Consider the following 16,871-nt stretch of genomic DNA (forward strand, 5'->3'; position numbering starts at 1 on the left):
AGGGAATGACCGACGACCAGCTCAGCCTCAGTACAGCGGCGGCACGCAACCTGGCGACGACGACCAAGTCGGTGCCGCAGATGCAGGAGATCACCTCGCGGCACCTGCTGCGGGCGCTGCCGTGGGTGCAGGCGATCGGCGGCGTCTACCGGGTCAACAGGCGGCTGACGTACGCGGTGGGCGACGGGCGGGTGACCTTCACCTCGACGGGGGCGAGCATCCGCGTCATCCCCGGCGAGCTGACCGAGCTGCCCGCGCTGCGCGGCTTCGACGACCACGACGCGCTGGCGGCGCTGGCGGGCCGCTTCACCCAGCGGGAGGTGGAGCCGGGCGAGACGATCGTGGAGGCGGGCCGTCCGCGCGACGCGGTCGTGCTGATCGCCCACGGCAAGGTCCGCAAGGTCGCGCCGGGCGCCTACGACCACGAGACGGTGCTGGGGGTGCTGGCCGACGGCGACTACCTGGGCGAGGAGGTCCTGGTCTCCCAGGAGGGCCAGTGGGACTACACGGCGACGGCGGTGACGGCGTGCACGGTGCTGACGCTGTCGGCCCAGGCGCTGGCCGAGGTCAGGGCGCTGTGGGAGCCGTTGCGCGAGCGGCTGGAGAGCGTGGCGAGCAGCGACGGGCACGAGCAGAACGCCCACGGTGAGGCGGCCATCGCGCTGGCGGCCGGCCATGTGGGCGAGCCGCGGCTGCCGGGCACGTTCGTCGACTACGAGCTGGCGCCCAGGCAGTACGAGCTGAGCGTGGCGCAGACGATCCTGCGGGTGCACACGCGGGTGGCCGATCTGTACAACGAGCCGATGAACCAGACCGAGCAGCAGCTGCGGCTGACCATCGAGGCGTTGCGGGAGCGGCAGGAGGACGAGCTGGTCAACAACAGGGAGTTCGGCCTGCTGCACAACGCCGACCTGAAGCAGCGCGTCCACACGCGCAGCGGCCCGCCGACGCCGGACGACATGGACGAGCTGCTGGCCAAGGTGTGGAAGGACCCGGCGGTCTTCCTGGCCCATCCGCGGGCGATCGCGGCCTTCGCCCGCGAGTGCAACGCCCGTGGCCTGTACCCGGCCAACACCGAGTACGGGGGGCAGAGCGTGCCGGCCTGGCGGGGCATTCCGGTGCTGCCCTGTAACAAGATCCCGGTGAGCGACAGGGGCGTCACCTCGATCATGGCGATGCGGCTGGGCGAGGCGAACCAGGGCGTGATCGGCCTGCACCGGACGGGTCTGCCGGACGAGTACCAGCCGGGCCTGTCGGTGCGGTTCATGGGCATCAACGACCAGGCGGTCATCTCCTACCTGGTGACGACGTACTACTCGGCGGCGGTGCTGGTGCCCGACGCGCTGGGCATCCTGGAAAGCGTCGAAGTCGGCTGATGGGGCCCTTCGAGCTGCCCGACTTCTACTGCCCGTATCCGGCCAGGCTGAATCCGCATGTCGAGTCGGCCCGCGTCCACACCAAGGAGTGGGCGCGGGAGATGGGCATGCTGGACGATCCGGAGATCTGGGAGGAGCGCAGGTTCGACGGCATGGACTACGGCCTGCTGTGCGCCTACACCCATCCGGAGTGCGACGCCGAAGAGCTGGACCTGGTCACCGACTGGTACGTGTGGGTGTTCTTCTTCGACGACCACTTCCTGGAGATCTTCAAGCGGACGAGGGACGTGGCGGGCGCCCAGGCGTATCTGGATCGGCTCGATCTGTTCATGACCGACGATCCGCCGGAGCCGTCCAACCCGGCGGAGAAGGGGTTGCGGGATCTGTGGGCGCGTACCGTGCCCGGCATGTCGGACCGGTGGCGGGAGCGCTTCACCAGGGCCAACCACGAGCTGATGCAGGAGTCGATGTGGGAGCTGTTCCACATCGAGGACGGCCAGGTCTCTAACCCGATCGAGTACATCGAGGAGCGCCGCAAGGTGGGCGGCGCTCCGTGGTCGGCGTGCCTGGTCGAGCACGCGGTGGGCGCGGAGGTGCCGGAGCGGGTGGCGGGCAGCCGTCCGGTCAGGGTGCTGACGGAGACGTTCGCCGACGCGGTGCACCTGCGCAACGACCTGTTCTCCTACCAGCGCGAGGTGGAGGAGGAGGGCGAGCTGTCCAACTGCGTGCTGGTGGTGGAGCGCTTCCTCGGCTGTGACACGCAGAAGGCGGCGGAGATCACCAATGATCTGCTGACCTCTCGCCTGCACGTGTTCGAGCACACGACGTTCACCGAGCTGCCGGTGCTGTTCGCCGAGCAGGCGCTGCTGCCGCACGAGCAGGAGGCGGTGCTGCGTTACGCGCGGGGGCTGCAGGACTGGCAGTCGGGCGGCCACGAGTGGCACATGCGCTCCAACCGGTACATGAACGGCGGTGGCCGGACGGGGTTGCGCGTCTCGCCGCGCCATGTCATGGGGCCGGGCGGGCTGCGCAACCACGTGCACGTGCCGTACCAGCGGGTGGGTCCGCTGCCGCTGCCGGAGATCCCCATGCCGTTCGCGGTGCGGGACAACCCGCACCTGGAGGCGGCGCGCCGGGCGACGCTCGACTTCGCCGAGGCGATGGGCTTCTACACGCTGGTGTGGGACCGGGCCGGTCACGACGGCTACGACCTGGCGTTGTGCGCGGCGGGCATCGATCCGGACGCGGGCCTGGAGGCGCTGGTCCTGGCGACCGACTGGCTGAGCTGGGGCACCTACGGCGACGACTACCTGCCGGCGGTGTTCGGCCGGTCGAAGGACTTCGTGGGGGCCAAGGCGTTCAACCGGCGCCTGTCGGCGTTCATGCCGCTGGATCTGGTGGTGACGGCGGTGGCGGCCAATCCGGTGGAGCGTGGCCTGGCCGATCTGTGGCTCCGTACGGCCGAGCCGATGGCGCCGGACCAGCGGGCGGAGTTCAGGTCGGCGGTCGAGCGGATGACCGACAGCTGGGTGTGGGAGCTGGCCAACCACATCCAGAACCGGGTGCCCGATCCGGTCGACTACCTGGAGATGCGGCGCAGGACGTTCGGTTCGGACATGACGATGGCGCTGGCGCGGCTGGAGCCTGGGCGCTCGATCCCCGCGCGGGTGTGGGGGTCGCGGCCGATGACGGCGCTGGTCGACGCGGCGCAGGACTACGCCTGCCTGCTCAACGACCTGTTCTCCTACCAGAAGGAGATCGAGTTCGAGGGCGAGCTGCACAACATGGTGCTGGTGATGCAGACGTTCTTCGACTGCGACGCGCCCAGGGCTGCCGAACTGGTGGGCTCGCTGATGGCGGCCAGGATGCGGCAGTTCCAGAAGGCGGCCGAGGTGGATCTGCCGGCGCTGCTCGACGGAGTCGACGCCGATGCGGACGTGCGGGCGTCGGTGGCCGCGTACGTGGTCGAGCTGCAGGACTGGATGGCGGCCATCCTGCGCTGGCACCGGGAGTGCAGGCGCTATGACGAGCCGACGTTGAGGGGCACCCGGTGGGTGGCCGGCCCGACCGGGCTGGGCACGGCCGGCACCAGGATCGGGACGCTGCTGGGGAGGGTCGCCTCGTGACCGCCTTGAGCCTGAGCACGGCGGCGGCCAGGAATCTGGCGACGACCACCAAGTCCGTGCCGTTCATGCAGGAGATCACCCCGCGGCATCTGCTGCGGGTGCTGCCGTGGATCGAGGTGACGGGTGGCGCCTTCCGGGTCAACCGTCGCCTGTCCTACCGGGTCGGTGACGGCCGGGTGAGTTTCGTCTCGACCGGCGCCGACGTGCGGGTGGTGCCCGGCGAGCTGTGCGAGCTGCCCGCGTTGCGGGGGTTCGCCGACGCCGAGGTGCTGGCGGAGCTGGCGGCGTTGTTCGAGCAGCGGGAGTACGAGCCAGGGCAGGTGATCGCCGAGGAGGGCGCGCCGGTCGAGGAGCTGCTGCTGGTGGCGCACGGCAAGCTGGCCACGTCGGTGCAGGGCGCCTACGACGGCCGGGCCGAGCTGGGCCGGCTGGCCGACGGCGACCATCTGGGCGACGCGCTGCTGGCGGGCGGCTCGCCCGGCTGGCCGTACACGGTGCGGACGGTCACGGCGGCCACGGTGCTGGCGCTGCCCGGCCCGGCGTGGCGGGCGCTGCTGGACCGCTCCCCCAGCCTGGCCGCGCATCTGGCGCCTTCGGGTACGGCCAGGCCGCAGAACAGGCACGGCGAGGCGGAGGTGGCGCTGTCGGCCGGGCACGTGGGCGAGGCGCTGCTGCCGGGCACGTTCGTCGACTACGACCTGGCGCCCCGGGTGTACGAGCTGAGTGTGGCGCAGACGGTCCTGCGGATCCACACCAGGGTGGCCGACCTGTACAGCGATCCGATGGATCAGGTGGAGCAGCAGGTGCGGTTGACGGTGGCGGCGCTGCGGGAGCGGCAGGAGCACGAACTGGTCAACAACCGGGAGTTCGGGCTGTTGCACAACGCCGATCTGCGGCAGCGGCTGCACACCAGGTCCGGTCCTCCGACGCCGGACGATCTGGACGATCTGCTGGCCCGGCGCCGCAAGACGCACTGTTTCCTGGCGCATCCGCGGGCGATCGCGGCCTTCGGCAGGCAGTGCAACGCGCGCGGGGTGTACCCGTCGACGGCGGAGGTGCCGGGCGGGACGGTGATCGCCTGGCGGGGTGTGCCGGTGCTGCCGTGCGACAAGATCCCGATCTCGGATCGGGGGCTGACCTCGATCATGGCGATGCGCCTGGGTCAGGACGACCAGGGCGTGGTGGGGCTGCGCCGTACGGGCCTGCCGGACGAGTGGGAGCCAGGGGTGTCGGTGCGGCTGGCCGGCATCAGCGACCGGGCGGTGATGTCGTACCTGGTGTCGGCCTACCACTCGGCCGCGGTGCTGGTGCCGGACGCGCTCGGCGTGCTGGAGAGCGTCGAGGTCGGCTGACGGGGTAGGACGCGGGTGGCGGGTCGCCGTGACGGCGGCCCGCCACACGTGTTCCCGCGGCCCTGTCATCCGGCCCCGGGAAACGCGGAGGGCCGCTCCCGGTGCGGGAGCGGCCCTTCGGCGGTGGGACCGTTTACAGGTACTGGCCGGTGTTGGCGACCGTGTCGATCGACCGGCCGGCCTCGGTGCCCTGCTTGCCGGAGACCAGCGTGCGGATGTAGACGATCCGCTCGCCCTTCTTGCCGGAGATGCGGGCCCAGTCGTCGGGGTTGGTGGTGTTGGGCAGGTCCTCGTTCTCGGAGAACTCGTCCACGCAGGCCGCCAGCAGGTGCTGCACCCGCAGGCCCTTCTGCCCGGACTCGAGGAACTGCTTGATGGCCATCTTCTTGCCCCGGTCGACGATGTTCTGGATCATCGCGCCGGAGTTGAAGTCCTTGAAGTAGAGGACTTCCTTGTCGCCGTTGGCGTAGGTCACCTCGAGGAAGCGGTTCTCTTCGCTCTCGGAGTACATGCGCTCCACGACGCTCTGGATCATTCCCGCGATCGTCGACTCGCGGGAGTCGGAGTGCTCTGCCAGGTCGTCCGGGTGCAGCGGGAGGTCGGCGATGAGGTACTTGGAGAAGATGTCCTTGGCCGCCTCGGCGTCCGGCCGCTCGATCTTGATCTTGACGTCCAGGCGGCCTGGCCGCAGGATCGCCGGGTCGATCATGTCTTCGCGGTTGGAGGCGCCGATGACGATGACGTTCTCCAGTCCCTCGACGCCGTCGATCTCCGACAGCAGCTGCGGGACGATGGTGTTCTCGACGTCGGAGGAGACGCCCGAGCCTCGGGTGCGGAAGATCGAGTCCATCTCGTCGAAGAACACGATCACCGGGGTGCCCTCGGAGGCCTTCTCCCGTGCGCGCTGGAAGACCAGGCGGATGTGCCGCTCGGTCTCGCCGACGTACTTGTTGAGGAGCTCCGGGCCCTTGATGTTGAGGAAGAAGCTCTTGCCGGACTGGCCGGTCTTCTCCGCGACCTGCTTGGCCAGGGAGTTGGCCACGGCCTTGGCGATGAGCGTCTTGCCGCATCCGGGCGGGCCGTACAGCAGCACGCCCTTGGGCGGGCGGAGCTTGTGCTCGCGGAACAGGTCGGCGTGCAGGTAGGGCAGCTCGATGGCGTCCCTGATCTGCTCGATCTGCCGCATGAGGCCGCCGATCTCCTCGTAGGAGATGTCGGGGACCTCTTCGAGGACCAGCTCTTCCACTTCGGACTTGGGTATGCGCTCGTAGACGTAGCCGGAGCGGGGCTCCAGCAGCAGGGAGTCGCCGGCGCGCACCGGCTGGCCGAGCAGCGATTCGGCCAGGCGTACGACGCGCTCCTCGTCGGCGTGGGAGATGACCAGGGCGCGCTCGCCGTCTTCGAGCAGCTCCTTGAGCATCACGATCTCGCCGACCTCTTCGTAGCCGAGCGCCTCGACCACGTTGAGCGCCTCGTTGAGCATGACCTCCTGGCCACGCCTGAGCATGTCGACATCGACCGCGGGACTGACGTTGACCCGCAGCTTGCGGCCGCCGGTGAAGACCTCCACCGTGCCGTCTTCTCTGGCCTCGAGGAAGACGCCGAAGCCGGATGGCGGCTGGGCCAGCCGGTCGACCTCCTCCTTCAGAGCCACGATCTGGTCCCTGGCCTCCTTGAGTGTGGCGACCAGCCGTTCGTTCTGGCTGGTCACCGCGGCAAGGTTGGCCTGCGCCTCGTGGAGACGCTCCTCGAGGACCCTGGCCTGACGGGGTGACTCGGCCAGCTTCCTCCGCAGCGCGGTGATCTCCTCCTGCAGGAAGGAGACCTGTGTTGAAAGATCAGCGACCTCCCGTTCGCGCTGCGCGGCTCGAGCCTCTGCATCATCGCGAGCTGCCACGCCCCGTCACCTCCTTCCCAGTCGAGAGCGACTACTAAGGACCTTACCCATCTCCCGGCTTTCCGCTACCTTGCCGGAAAGTGTTCGTAGAGTGACATTCGGTATTCGGTGAATAAATCCCGCGGGCGTGTTTAGTAGTTCCAGCATATGAACACGGTCATCTGTTCCCGTGTCACGCACCAAGGCACCGCCGTGGCCAAATCGTCATAGTTCTTCGGTGGTCCCCTTCGGTCGTCTGCGCCTTGGCGGGGGCGTGACGCCGTCCGCCATGCGGCGGGCGGTGACGAGGAAGCCGGTGTGCCCGATCATGCGGTGATCTGGGCGGACGGCGAGTCCCTCGACATGCCAGTCGCGAACCAGGGTCTCCCACGCGTGGGGCTCGGTGAAACTCCCGTGCTCCCGCAGGGTTTCCACCGTCTTCGACATCTGGGTGGTCGTGGCGACGTAGACGCAGATCACGCCACCGGGGGTGAGGGCCTTGGCGACCGCGTCGACGCACTCCCATGGGGCGAGCATGTCGAGGATGACCCGGTCGACGTCGCTCTCGTCGATGGAGTCGTTGAGGTCGCCGACGACCAGGCGCCAGCTGTCCATCTCGCCGCCGAAGAACTTCTCGACGTTCTTGCGGGCGACGTCGGCGAACTCCTGGCGCCGCTCGTAGGAGGTGACCTTGCCCTCGGCGCCGACGGCGCGCAGCAGGAAGCAGGTCAGCGCGCCCGAGCCGACGCCGGCCTCGATGACGCGCGCCCCGGGGAAGATGTCGGCCATGCCGACGATCTGGGCGGCGTCCTTGGGGTAGATGACGGCCGCGCCGCGCGGCATGGACAGCGTGTAGTCCTGCAGCAGGTGGCGGAAGGCCAGATACTGGGTGCCGCCCGAGGAGCGCACCACCGAGCCTTCGGGCTGGCCGATCAGGTCGCTGTGCGGGATCGCCCCCTTGTGCGTGTGGAAGACCCCGTCCTGCTTGAGCGTGATCGTGTGGCGCTTGTTCTTGGGGTCGGTGAGCTGCACCTGATCCCCTACCTGGAACGGCCCGTGCCTGCGAAAACCCATGGGCATGAGGATAGGGCGAATCGGGGGGTCGCTCGGCCTGTCGCAACCCCCTGTATCTGGGCCCTTCTTGACCGTAACATCCCTCACGTGGCAACGCGGTGGCCCTTCGCCGGCCGGGTCGAGGAGACCGACCGGTTGCTGACGCTCATGAACGATCCGGCGACCTGCGGCGTGGCGATCGTCGGGGCGGCGGGCGTGGGCAAGAGCAGGCTGGCGATGGAGGTGGTGACCTCGCTGCGCTCGCGCGGCCGTACGGCGGTGCACGCCATCGCCTCGATGGCGGCGCGCGGGCTTCCCTTCGGGGCGCTGGCCCACCTGCTGCCCGCCGCGCTCCCCCAGGGCGCCAACCCGCTGAAGTGGATCTCCGACACGCTGGTGGGGACCGAGCGGCGGCCGTTGGTTCTGGTCGACGACGCCCACCTGCTGGATTCCGGGTCGGCGGCGGTCCTGCACCACCTGGCGCAGGACTCGGCCGCGCAGCTGCTGCTGACGCTGCGCGGCGGCGAGCCGGCGCCGGAGGCGGTGGTGACGCTGTGGAAGGACCTGGGGCTGGTCAGGATGGAGCTGGCGCCGCTGAGCCGGCACGAGGTGGCCCGCATCCTGGCGGGCGTGCTGGGCGATCCGGTGGACTCGCAGAGCGCGGCCAGGCTGCACCGGCTGACCGGCGGCAACGCGCTGTTCCTGCGGGAGCTGGTGGCGGGCGCGCTGGACGCGGGGGCGCTGGTGCGGGTGCAGGGGCTGTGGCGGCTGCAGTCGGCGCCGCCGGTCGCTCCCCCGCTGGCCGAGCTGGTGGCCGCCCGCATCGGCAGGCTGGAGGCGGCCGAGGAGGAGGCGCTGGAGTACGTCGCGCTGGGCGAGCCGCTGGGCGCGCGGTTGCTGGCCGGCCTGGTGTCGGCGGCGGCGGTGGAGGCGCTGGAGGCCAAGGACCTCATCAGGGTGCTGGTGGACGGCAGGCGGACGCTGGTGCGCCTGGCCCACCCCCTGTACGGCGAGGCGGCCAGGGCGCGCAGCCCGCTGCTGCGTACCCGCCGCCGCTACCGCCGGCTGGCCGAGGCGCTGGAGGCCACCGGCGGTAGCGGCGGCAGCGGCGGCAGGCGGCGCGACGACGTGGTGCGGACGGCGATGTGGCGGCTGGAGAGCGGCACCGCGAAGGATCCGGCGCCGCTGCTGTCGGGCTGCGAGATCGCGTGGGCGGCGCACGACGCCTCCCTGGCCGCGCGCCTGGGCTGGGCGGCGCTGAACGCGGGCGGCGGCGCGGAGGCGGCGGCCACGCTGGCGGAGGTGCTGTCGTTCTCGGAGCGGTTCGCCGATTCGGAGGCGGCGCTGACCTCGGTGTGGGACGAGCCGTGCGCTCCGCAGGTGCGGGCGCGGCTGGCGATGCGGCGTGCCTGGAACCTGAACGTCGGGCTGCGCAGGCCGGGCGAGGCGGACGAGGTGCTCGACGCCGCCGAGGCGACGCTGGAGGAGCCGTCGCTGCGGATGATGGTGCGGGCCATGCGGCTGAACCTGCGGATCCTGCGCGGCGAGGTGCACGAGTGCGCGGCGGCGGCCGACCTGATGCTGGCCGGGGGGCCGCGCGAGGGGACGGGCGCGGTGGTGGGCAGGGCGATGGCGCTGGGCATCACCACCTACGGCCTGGCGTACATGGGGCGGTGCGCGGCGGCCAGGCGGATGTCCGAGCGGGGCATGGCGGAGGAGGAGACGTGGCGTGACGTGGCTCCGTCCGAGGTGCTCACGATGGTGGCCGGCCGCTATCTGGCCGAGCTGTTCGCCGGCGACCTGGACGCGGCCGAGCGGGCGGTCGTCCACGGCGAGCAGCTGCTGGGCGAGGACGGCACGGTGCGGCTGTTCCGGCGCCTGTTCCTGCAGTGGCACGGCGAGATCGCCAGGATGCGCGGCAGGGTGGCCGACGCGGCCACGATCGTCAGGGAGGCGGCCACGCCGGCGGGCGCGGGCCACTTCACCGCGCCGGCGGTGGCCGAGCTGGCGCACTGCACGGCGTTGCTCGGCGACCAGCGCACCGCCACGACGCTGCTGGAACGGGCCGAGAAGGACCGCGCGGACGTGGTGTACCTGCTGCAGACCTCCATCGACGCGGCGCAGCGCTGGGTGGCGGCGGCGGGCGGGCGGCTGACGCGCGCGGTGGAGCTGGCGCTGTCGCACGCGGCCCGCGCCCGCGCTCAGGACCTGTACGGGATCGAGCTGGTCGCGCTGCACGACGCGGTGCGTTTCGGCGCGGCGGCGAAGGTGGCCGCGCGCCTGGGCGAGGTGGCCGCGCGGCACGACGGGAGGCTCGCGGCGATCTGCGCCGGCCACGCGGCGGCGGCCGCCGCGGGCGACGCGGAGGGCCTGGAGCGGGTGGCTGCCGGGTTCACCGAGCTCGGCATGGTGCTGCACGCGGGCGACGTCCACGCGCAGGCCGCGGCCGCCTTCCTGGCCAGGGGCCGGCCGCGCCAGGCCAGGGCCGCCGCGGCCAGGGCGGCGGCGTGCGCGGGGGCGTGCCAGGGCGCGCGCACGCCGATGCTGGCGCGCCTGCGGGCCCGGCGCTGACGCCGCGCGAAAGGGAGATCGCCCGCCTGGCGGCCTCCGGCCTGGCCGGCAAGGACATCGCGGCGATGCTGGTGGTGTCGATCAGGACGGTGGACGACCACCTGCAGTCGGTCTACGGCAAGCTCGGGGTGAACAGCAGGACGGATCTGGCGGCGCTGCTCGGCCCGGACTCGCCGACGTGGCAGGGGGATTGATAGCAATGGACCATGTTGCCGCGTGAAGTGATCTCGACGGGCGCGCTGATCCTGCGTCCCCCCTCCCGTGAGGATCTGCCCGCGATCGTGCGGGCCTCGTCCGACGACGAGACGGCCCGTTTCCTCTACCGGTTGCCGATCCCGTACACGCTGGACGACGCCGCGGGTTATCTGGCGATGGCGCAGCGGCGGTGGGCGGAGGGCGGCGCGGAGTTCACGATCGTCGACGCCGGCAGCGGGCAGTACCTGGGCGCGGTGGGGTTGCGGTCGCCCGACGAGCGCGGGGCGCTGTCGATCGGCTACCGGGTGGCGGAGTGGGCCAGGGGCAAGGGCGTGGCGACGGCGGCGACGCGCGCGGCCAGCGAATGGGCCTTCGACAAGGGGGCGCGGCGCATCGAGCTGCACGCCGAGGTGGAGAACATGCCCAGCCTGCGGGTCGCCTACGCGGCCGGGTACGTGCAGGAGGGCATCGCGAGAGAGCGGACCCGCACGCGTGACGGCAGGGCGGCCGACTTCGTGGCGTTCGCCAGGCTGGCGGCCGATTCGGGCGAGCCGGCCGAGCAGTACCTGCCGTTCCTCGACGGCGGGGAACTGTCGGACGGGGTGGTGCGGCTGGCGCAGCTGGCGCCGCGTGACGTCGGCGACTTCCTGGCCATGGTGGGCGAGGAGAGCGTCTCCCGCTGGATGATCGGTCCCGTCCCGACGGCCGACGTCGTCGAGCGCCGCTGCCGCTACGCCGGCTACTGGTGGCTGTCGGGGCAGCGGGCCGAGCTCGCGATCCGTGACGCGGCCACCGACGCGTTCGCGGGCCACATCCAGCTCGTGCAGGTGACGCCGTCGCTCGGGCAGGCGATGGTGGGCTACTCGCTGCGGCCGTCGTTCCGGGGCCGCGGGTTCATGACGCGGGCGGTGCGGCTGCTGGTCGACTGGGCGTTCGCGAACACGGCGCTGCACCGGATCGTGGCCGGCACCGACGTCGCCAACGACGCCTCCCAGCGGGTGCTGCAGCGGGTCGGCTTCACCAGGGAGAGCCTGCAGCGGGAGCTGTTCCCCCGGCCGGACGGCACGCGCGGCGACGACGTGGAGTGGCTGCTGCTACGGCCGCGCCTCAGCTGAAAATATCTATTACCTGTTGTGGGGGTGGCCAAGGGCGGCTTCGACGGTAATACTCCGAGTCGCCGCCCGTTAACACTCCGCCGTTCTCGGCGAGCCTTGCATCAGGGGATGAGGCATGAGCAGCGACTGCGTGAAGGAGCTCATCGAGTCGTTCTCCCATGTGGAGCCGGACGCGCTGCTGGACCAGGTGGTGCGATGCGCGTCGGCGGTGGGCGGCACGCCGTACGCGGGGTTCGTGGACGTCGATCCGCTGCAGGAGCTCGCCTACCCGTCCCATGTCCTCCTCGCACCGGGCGACCCGCTGGGAGTGGCCGGCTGGCTGCTGGAGTCGGGGGTGCTGAAGGAACTGGCGAACGCCTCCGACCCGGTGCTGCTGCTGCAGGACTGGTCAGTACGCGGGCCCGGGTTCCTGGCGGTGCCGGTGCCGCTGGCCACGCGCGACCAGGCGTACCTGTGGGTGGCGGGCAGGCGGTTCACCGAACGCGAGGAGCACCTGCTCGGCCGCCTGGCGGCCGCCGCGGGCCGCGCGATCGAGGCCTCCCGCGGCCTGCAGGTGGCCGCCCGCATGCTGCGCTCCGTCCACGCCTTCACCGCCTGATCCTTCTGCCGCGTCCGTCCTCGGCGCCGCGTTCGGGCGCGCGTGGCCGGCGTCCGCTACGGCATGACCACCCGTCAGGCTGCGACCGCGGCCCACAGGCAGCAGATCACCCGCACCGCGATAGCCGTACTGGCCCAGCGCGACGGCGAAGGTGGCGTCGGCGATCTCGTCCGCGACCGTCCGCGCCGCCTCGGCGCTCAGGTGGCGGCGGCGCCCTCCTCCCGGCCGGTCTGCGTGAGGCGCCGAGGGGTGAGCCTGCGGCGCGGCCGGTCCGGTGAGGATGGCGGGGATCCGGGTCATTCGGCGGCGGTGTCGAGGGCGTCGCGCAGGAGGGCGGTCACCTGGGCGACGAGGGTCTCGGTGTCCAGCTTGGCCAGCAGGTCGAGGTCCACCGTGATCTCCGAGCCGACGCGCAGCCTGAGCGCCACCTGCCTGCCGCGCGTGCGCAGCCAGAACTCCACCGTTCTGGCCAGCGTCGTGGCCTGCCCCTGGGAGGCGACGTCCACGACGAGGTCGGGCGGTTCGCCGCCCATCCGCCCGGCGGCCGGGCGTCCGGGGCGCAGGCGGGTGCGCCCGCGCAGGCCGCCGGCGTCCCGGAGCCAGTCTTCCAGGGAGGCCAGCTCGTCGAAGGAGCCCTCGAACACGACACGGGTCACGCGGTCACCTCACGATCGGGGCGGTCCTGGCCCGTGTGAGGCGGACCAGGTCGGCCGGGTCGAGTTCGAGTTCGAGGCCGTGGCGGCCGCTGGAGACGTAGACGGAGGCCGCGGCGGCGGCGCTTTCCTCCAGTACCGACGGCAGGTACGGCAGGGCCAGCGGGCTGAGGATGTCGGCGGCGATGGTCTCGCCGATGCGCAGGACGTCGGCCAGTCGCGCCACCCTGGCGTCGGTGGCACCGAAGGCGCGGGCCAGCGCGCGCTCGTCGATGACGCCGGCGCTGGGGGCGATGGCGACGACGGCGTGCTCGCCGAGGTAGAGGATGACGGCTTTGAGCAGCCGCTCGGGTGGGATGCCGAGCTCGTCGGCGACCGCGGTCCTGGATTTCACTCTGGCCGGATCGTGGGGATAGGGATGGGCCCTGAAGTCCACCTGTGATTTACGAAGAATCCGCATCACTGGGGTGTCTCGCAGGACATTTCGGCTATTACGGGTTTTCGAGCTGCCGCGTCGTCGGCGAAAAGACTGGTAGGTGCGGGAGAAACGGTAAAGGTAGTCGACGAAGGCCTCGGCCAGCTCCACCGCCTCCTCCGCCTCCGGCCTGGCGAGCGGGTGCGCGCCGACGTGGGCGGCCTCGTTGCCGAGCTCGCGCAGTTCCTCTGCCCAGGCCAGCAGCCAGCCGTCGATCAGGCCGCCGTCGCGCAGCTCGCGAAGGGCGTGGAAGAGCGTGCGGCCCGTGACGCCGTGGTCGGCGCACACCGCCTCGAGCAGCCGTCGCACGTGCAGCACGGCCGAGGTGGGCGATCCCGAGCGCAGGCCGGCGCGCGCATGGGTGAGCTCCTGCCGTACGACGGGAGGCACCTCGGCACGGATCGGCGGCCCCGAGGGCGGCCACAGCACCTGCGCGGGGCGGGCGGGCAGGTCGTCGGGGTCGCGGTCGTCGACCTCGTCGCGATTCTCCAGCAGCAAAGCCTGCCCGCAACTCTGGCAGACGGCCAGCCAATAGGGCCGCAATGGCGTGGGTAGAAAAACCCTGTGTAATCCGTCGGCTTCGCGTGCGACAGTAGGTCGGGCACAACTCGGGCAATCGACATCGAATTTCGCACCCCATCGCGCCACAAAAGGACAATAAGGTATCGAGGGGGCCAACATGAAGCGCTGGCCGTTCGCGGGCCGCAGGCACGAACTCGACGACCTGGTCCGGCTCGCCCGCGACCCGACCGCGCAGGGCGTCATCATCGCCGGTCCCGCCGGCGTCGGGAAGTCGCGCCTGGCCGGCGAGGTGCTGACGCGCTTCCACGCGGCCAAGGTGACCACCCTGCGGATCAGGGCGACCAAGGCGGCCAGCTCGATACCGAACGGCGCGCTGGCCGACCTCATCCCGCCCCAGCACCCCCCGCACCTGGTCAACACCGTGCGCTGGGCCGCCGACGAACTGCTCGCCCAGGCCAGGGGCAGGGTCGCGGTGCTGTCGGTCGACGACGCCCACCTGCTCGACAGCCACTCGGCCGAGGTGATCGCCTGCCTGGTCAGGGGTGGGCAGGCACGGCTGGTCGCCACGCTGCGCACGGGCGAGCCCGCCCCCGATCCGGTGACGCTGTTGTGGCGGGACGGCCACGTACGCCGCTACGACACCGGCCCGCTCAGCGACGACGACGTCACCGCCGTCCTGACGGCCGCGCTCGGCGGCCAGCCCGACGACGCCACCGTGCGCAGGCTGGCCGAGGTGACCGAGGGCAACGCGCTGTTCCTGTCGGAGGTGGTGGGGGCGGCCATCGCCGCCGGCTCGCTGTCGGAGATCCACGGGATGTGGAAGCTGACCGGCGCCCCGCCCCTCGCGCCCCGCCTGGTCGACCTGATCCACGAGCGGATCGGCGCGCTGTCGCCCGAGCTGAAGGACGTCCTGGAGTACACGGCGCTGGCCGAGCCGATCGGCGCCCGCACGCTCGGCGCCCTGACCGGCGAGCGCGCGGTGCTGGAGGCCGAGGAGCGCGGCCTGGTCAGGGTGCGCGTCGAAGGACGGCGGGAGATCGCCCGCCTCGGCCACCCCCTCTACGGCGAGGTCGCCCGTGAGCACCTGCCCGAGCTGCGCCGCCGCCGCAGGCACGCCGACCTGGCCGCGGCGCTGGAGGCGACCGGCCTGCGCCGCAGGGAGGACCCGCTGCGGGTGACGGTGTGGCGGCTGGCGGGCGGGCTGGGCGCGGCCCCTCGCCCGCTCCTGGACGCCTCCCGCCTGGCCTGGTCGGCGCACGACTACCCGCTGGCCATCCGGCTCGGCGAGGCCGCCCTCGACGCGGGCGGCGGCACCGCCGCGGCGATCCAGCTGGCCACGCTCCTCGACTACGCCCAGCAGCCGGACCGGGCCAGGTCCGTGCTCGACGCCACCCTCGAGCCCGGCGACGAGCCGTCGAAGGCCCGCCTGGTACTGGCCAGGGCGAGCAACCTGGCCTGGGGCATGGACCGGCTCGGCGACGCGCTCGACCTGCTCGCCGTCACCGAGAAGGAGCTGGCGGAGCCGTCGGGCCGCCGGCGGCTGGCCGTCCAGCGTCTCGGGCTGACCGCGTCGGCCGCCCGCACCGGCGACGCCCTGCGGCTCGGCACGGAACTGCTGGCCCAGGACCTCGAGCCGGCCCAGCGCGCCCAGGTGCTCAACTCCCGAGCCCTGGCACTCTGCTACGCCGGGCGCACCGCCGAGGCGACCGCACTGGTCCGCGAGGCGCTCGGCGCGGCGGCGACCTGGCGCGACGAGCTGCCCGCCCTGGTCTCGCCGCTGCACTCAACCTGGTCCATGTGCGGATACTTCTCCGGCGACCTGGCCGTCATGGACGAGGCCATCGCCTCCATGCGGTCCGCCCTCGCCGGCCAGCGCGGCTGGTCGCGCGGCGAGGGGAGCCTCGCGCTGGCCAGGGGCAACGCCGCCACCCTGCGCGGCCAGCTGGGCACGGCGCTGCTCGTCCTGCACGCGCCCGCCAACCACGAGACGGCGCTCACCGTGGGCGGCTGCATGGCCGCCTACGCCGCCGCCCAGGCGCTGCGCGGCGAGGCGGACGCCGCCCGCGACACCCTCAGGGCGGCCGTGGAGCGCAATCGGGCCACCTGGACCGCGTTCATGCGCTGGGTGGCGCTCACCCGCGTGTGGATCGCCGCCGCAGCGGGCGAGAGCAGCCGCGCGGTCGAGCTGGCGCTGGCGGCCGCCGCCGACTGCAGGGAGAGCGGACTCGCCGCGTTCGAGGCGGTCGCCCTCCACGACGCGGTACGGCTCGGCGCGCCCGTCGCCGTCGCTGCCCGGCTGGCCGAGCTGGCCGCGGCCCACGACGGGCCCCGGGTGCGGCTGGCGGCCCGGCACGCCGCCGCGCTGGCGGAGTCGGACACGGACGGACTGCTGGCGGTGGCGGAGGGGTTCGACGCGCTGGGGCTGCGCCTGCACGCGGCAGAGGCGGCCGCCCAGGCGGCGGGGCTGTTACGGCGCTCGCGCGGCGAGCGGGCGGCCCGGGCGGCGGCGACGGAGGCGTGGTCGCTGGCTGGAGCGTGCCAGGGGCCCGACACGCCCGCGTTACGGGAGCTGGCCGCGCCCGACCTGACCGAGCGGGAGTTGCAGGTGGCGCAACTGACGGCCGCGGGCCGGTCGCACCGGCAGATCGCCATGGAGCTCGGGATCGCGATGCGCACGGCCATGAACCACAGGAACCAGGCGTACTGGAAGCTGGGCGTCAACTCGCCGGCCGAGCTCGCCAAGGCCCTCAACCGCTTCCGCCGGCCGGCGGGCGGGACGGACGGCCCCCGACCGATCAGCCCCCCGCCGAACGGCAGACCCGGGCAGGCCACACCCGGGAGCAGGCGGCCGGGACCGGCGGCAGAACCTGGCGGTGACGGCCGGTAGCAGGCCGCCCGGAGGCGCAGGAGAGCCTGGCACGCCGCGCCCGGATCCGGGTGACTCGGGCGCCTGCGCGTA

General features: G+C 72.2%; 12 protein-coding genes. 8 read left to right on the top strand and 4 right to left on the bottom strand.

The genetic code is table 11. The features are described 5' to 3' along the window. Positions 1-5 precede the first annotated feature (5 nt). Genes ACWDLG_RS28080 through ACWDLG_RS28090 form a run of 3 tightly spaced genes read left to right on the top strand, consistent with a single transcriptional unit; the run spans position 6 to position 4,854 of the window. Entirely contained in the window at positions 6-1,376 is a 1,371-nt protein-coding gene (locus ACWDLG_RS28080) for a family 2B encapsulin nanocompartment shell protein (RefSeq protein WP_449925405.1), read from the top strand. Further along, positions 1,376-3,502, top strand: a complete 2,127-nt coding sequence (locus ACWDLG_RS28085) for a terpene synthase family protein (RefSeq protein ID WP_449925408.1) — start codon at positions 1,376-1,378, stop codon at positions 3,500-3,502. Before ACWDLG_RS28080 ends, ACWDLG_RS28085 begins: the two co-directional genes overlap by 1 nt. Beyond that, complete coding sequence (locus ACWDLG_RS28090) at positions 3,499-4,854, top strand: family 2B encapsulin nanocompartment shell protein (RefSeq protein WP_449925411.1); 1,356 nt, start codon at positions 3,499-3,501, stop codon at positions 4,852-4,854. The genes ACWDLG_RS28085 and ACWDLG_RS28090 overlap by 4 nt, the downstream gene beginning before the upstream one ends. A gap of 133 nt (positions 4,855-4,987) precedes the next feature. Here the strand turns inward: ACWDLG_RS28090 and arc are convergent, their stop codons facing one another. Continuing rightward, on the bottom strand, positions 4,988-6,751 hold the full coding sequence (gene arc / locus ACWDLG_RS28095; RefSeq protein WP_354906987.1) for a proteasome ATPase: 1,764 nt from the start codon (positions 6,749-6,751) through the stop codon (positions 4,988-4,990). Between the two features lie 204 nt (positions 6,752-6,955). Beyond that, positions 6,956-7,804, bottom strand: a complete 849-nt coding sequence (locus ACWDLG_RS28100) for a tRNA (adenine-N1)-methyltransferase (protein WP_354906988.1) — start codon at positions 7,802-7,804, stop codon at positions 6,956-6,958. Positions 7,805-7,891: 87 nt separating this feature from the next. Here ACWDLG_RS28100 and ACWDLG_RS28105 point away from each other — a divergent pair, with 87 nt between their 5' ends. From ACWDLG_RS28105 to ACWDLG_RS28120, 4 genes are all read left to right on the top strand, one after another. Further along, positions 7,892-10,354: a hypothetical protein gene (locus ACWDLG_RS28105; RefSeq protein ID WP_449925415.1), complete on the top strand. Its 2,463-nt coding sequence runs from the start codon at positions 7,892-7,894 to the stop codon at positions 10,352-10,354. Next, positions 10,303-10,548 carry a helix-turn-helix domain-containing protein gene (locus tag ACWDLG_RS28110; protein ID WP_449925418.1) on the top strand — a complete coding sequence of 82 codons (246 nt, stop codon included), beginning with the start codon at positions 10,303-10,305 and terminating at the stop codon, positions 10,546-10,548. Before ACWDLG_RS28105 ends, ACWDLG_RS28110 begins: the two co-directional genes overlap by 52 nt. Positions 10,549-10,560: 12 nt before the next feature. Then, complete coding sequence (locus tag ACWDLG_RS28115) at positions 10,561-11,664, top strand: GNAT family N-acetyltransferase (RefSeq protein ID WP_449925421.1); 1,104 nt, start codon at positions 10,561-10,563, stop codon at positions 11,662-11,664. Between the two features lie 115 nt (positions 11,665-11,779). Then, complete coding sequence (locus ACWDLG_RS28120) at positions 11,780-12,262, top strand: hypothetical protein (RefSeq protein ID WP_449925424.1); 483 nt, start codon at positions 11,780-11,782, stop codon at positions 12,260-12,262. A gap of 296 nt (positions 12,263-12,558) precedes the next feature. Here ACWDLG_RS28120 and ACWDLG_RS28125 read toward each other — a convergent pair whose 3' ends face one another. Then, positions 12,559-12,918, bottom strand: coding sequence for an effector-associated constant component EACC1 (locus tag ACWDLG_RS28125; protein ID WP_449925427.1), 360 nt, complete (start codon positions 12,916-12,918; stop codon positions 12,559-12,561). A gap of 4 nt (positions 12,919-12,922) precedes the next feature. Next, a complete protein-coding gene (locus tag ACWDLG_RS28130) occupies positions 12,923-13,888 on the bottom strand; it encodes a DUF4145 domain-containing protein (RefSeq protein WP_449925428.1) in 966 nt (321 codons plus the stop codon). A gap of 181 nt (positions 13,889-14,069) precedes the next feature. Between ACWDLG_RS28130 and ACWDLG_RS28135 the strand changes: the two genes are divergently transcribed. Then, positions 14,070-16,799: a LuxR C-terminal-related transcriptional regulator gene (locus tag ACWDLG_RS28135; protein ID WP_449925430.1), complete on the top strand. Its 2,730-nt coding sequence runs from the start codon at positions 14,070-14,072 to the stop codon at positions 16,797-16,799. Positions 16,800-16,871: the final 72 nt, after the last annotated feature.

This window comes from Nonomuraea sp. NPDC003727 (assembly GCF_053586935.1).

What these genes read in the sequence shown, in the direction of transcription:
- ACWDLG_RS28085 (WP_449925408.1), top strand. Translation starts at nt 1,376, where the DNA reads ATGGGGCCCTTCGAGCTGCCCGACTTCTACTGCCCGTATCCGGCCAGG.
- ACWDLG_RS28120 (WP_449925424.1), top strand. Translation starts at nt 11,780, where the DNA reads ATGAGCAGCGACTGCGTGAAGGAGCTCATCGAGTCGTTCTCCCATGTG.
- ACWDLG_RS28135 (WP_449925430.1), top strand. Translation starts at nt 14,070, where the DNA reads ATGAAGCGCTGGCCGTTCGCGGGCCGCAGGCACGAACTCGACGACCTG.
- ACWDLG_RS28080 (WP_449925405.1), top strand. Translation starts at nt 6, where the DNA reads ATGACCGACGACCAGCTCAGCCTCAGTACAGCGGCGGCACGCAACCTG.
- ACWDLG_RS28100 (WP_354906988.1), bottom strand. Translation starts at nt 7,804, where the DNA reads ATGGGTTTTCGCAGGCACGGGCCGTTCCAGGTAGGGGATCAGGTGCAG.
- ACWDLG_RS28115 (WP_449925421.1), top strand. Translation starts at nt 10,561, where the DNA reads ATGTTGCCGCGTGAAGTGATCTCGACGGGCGCGCTGATCCTGCGTCCC.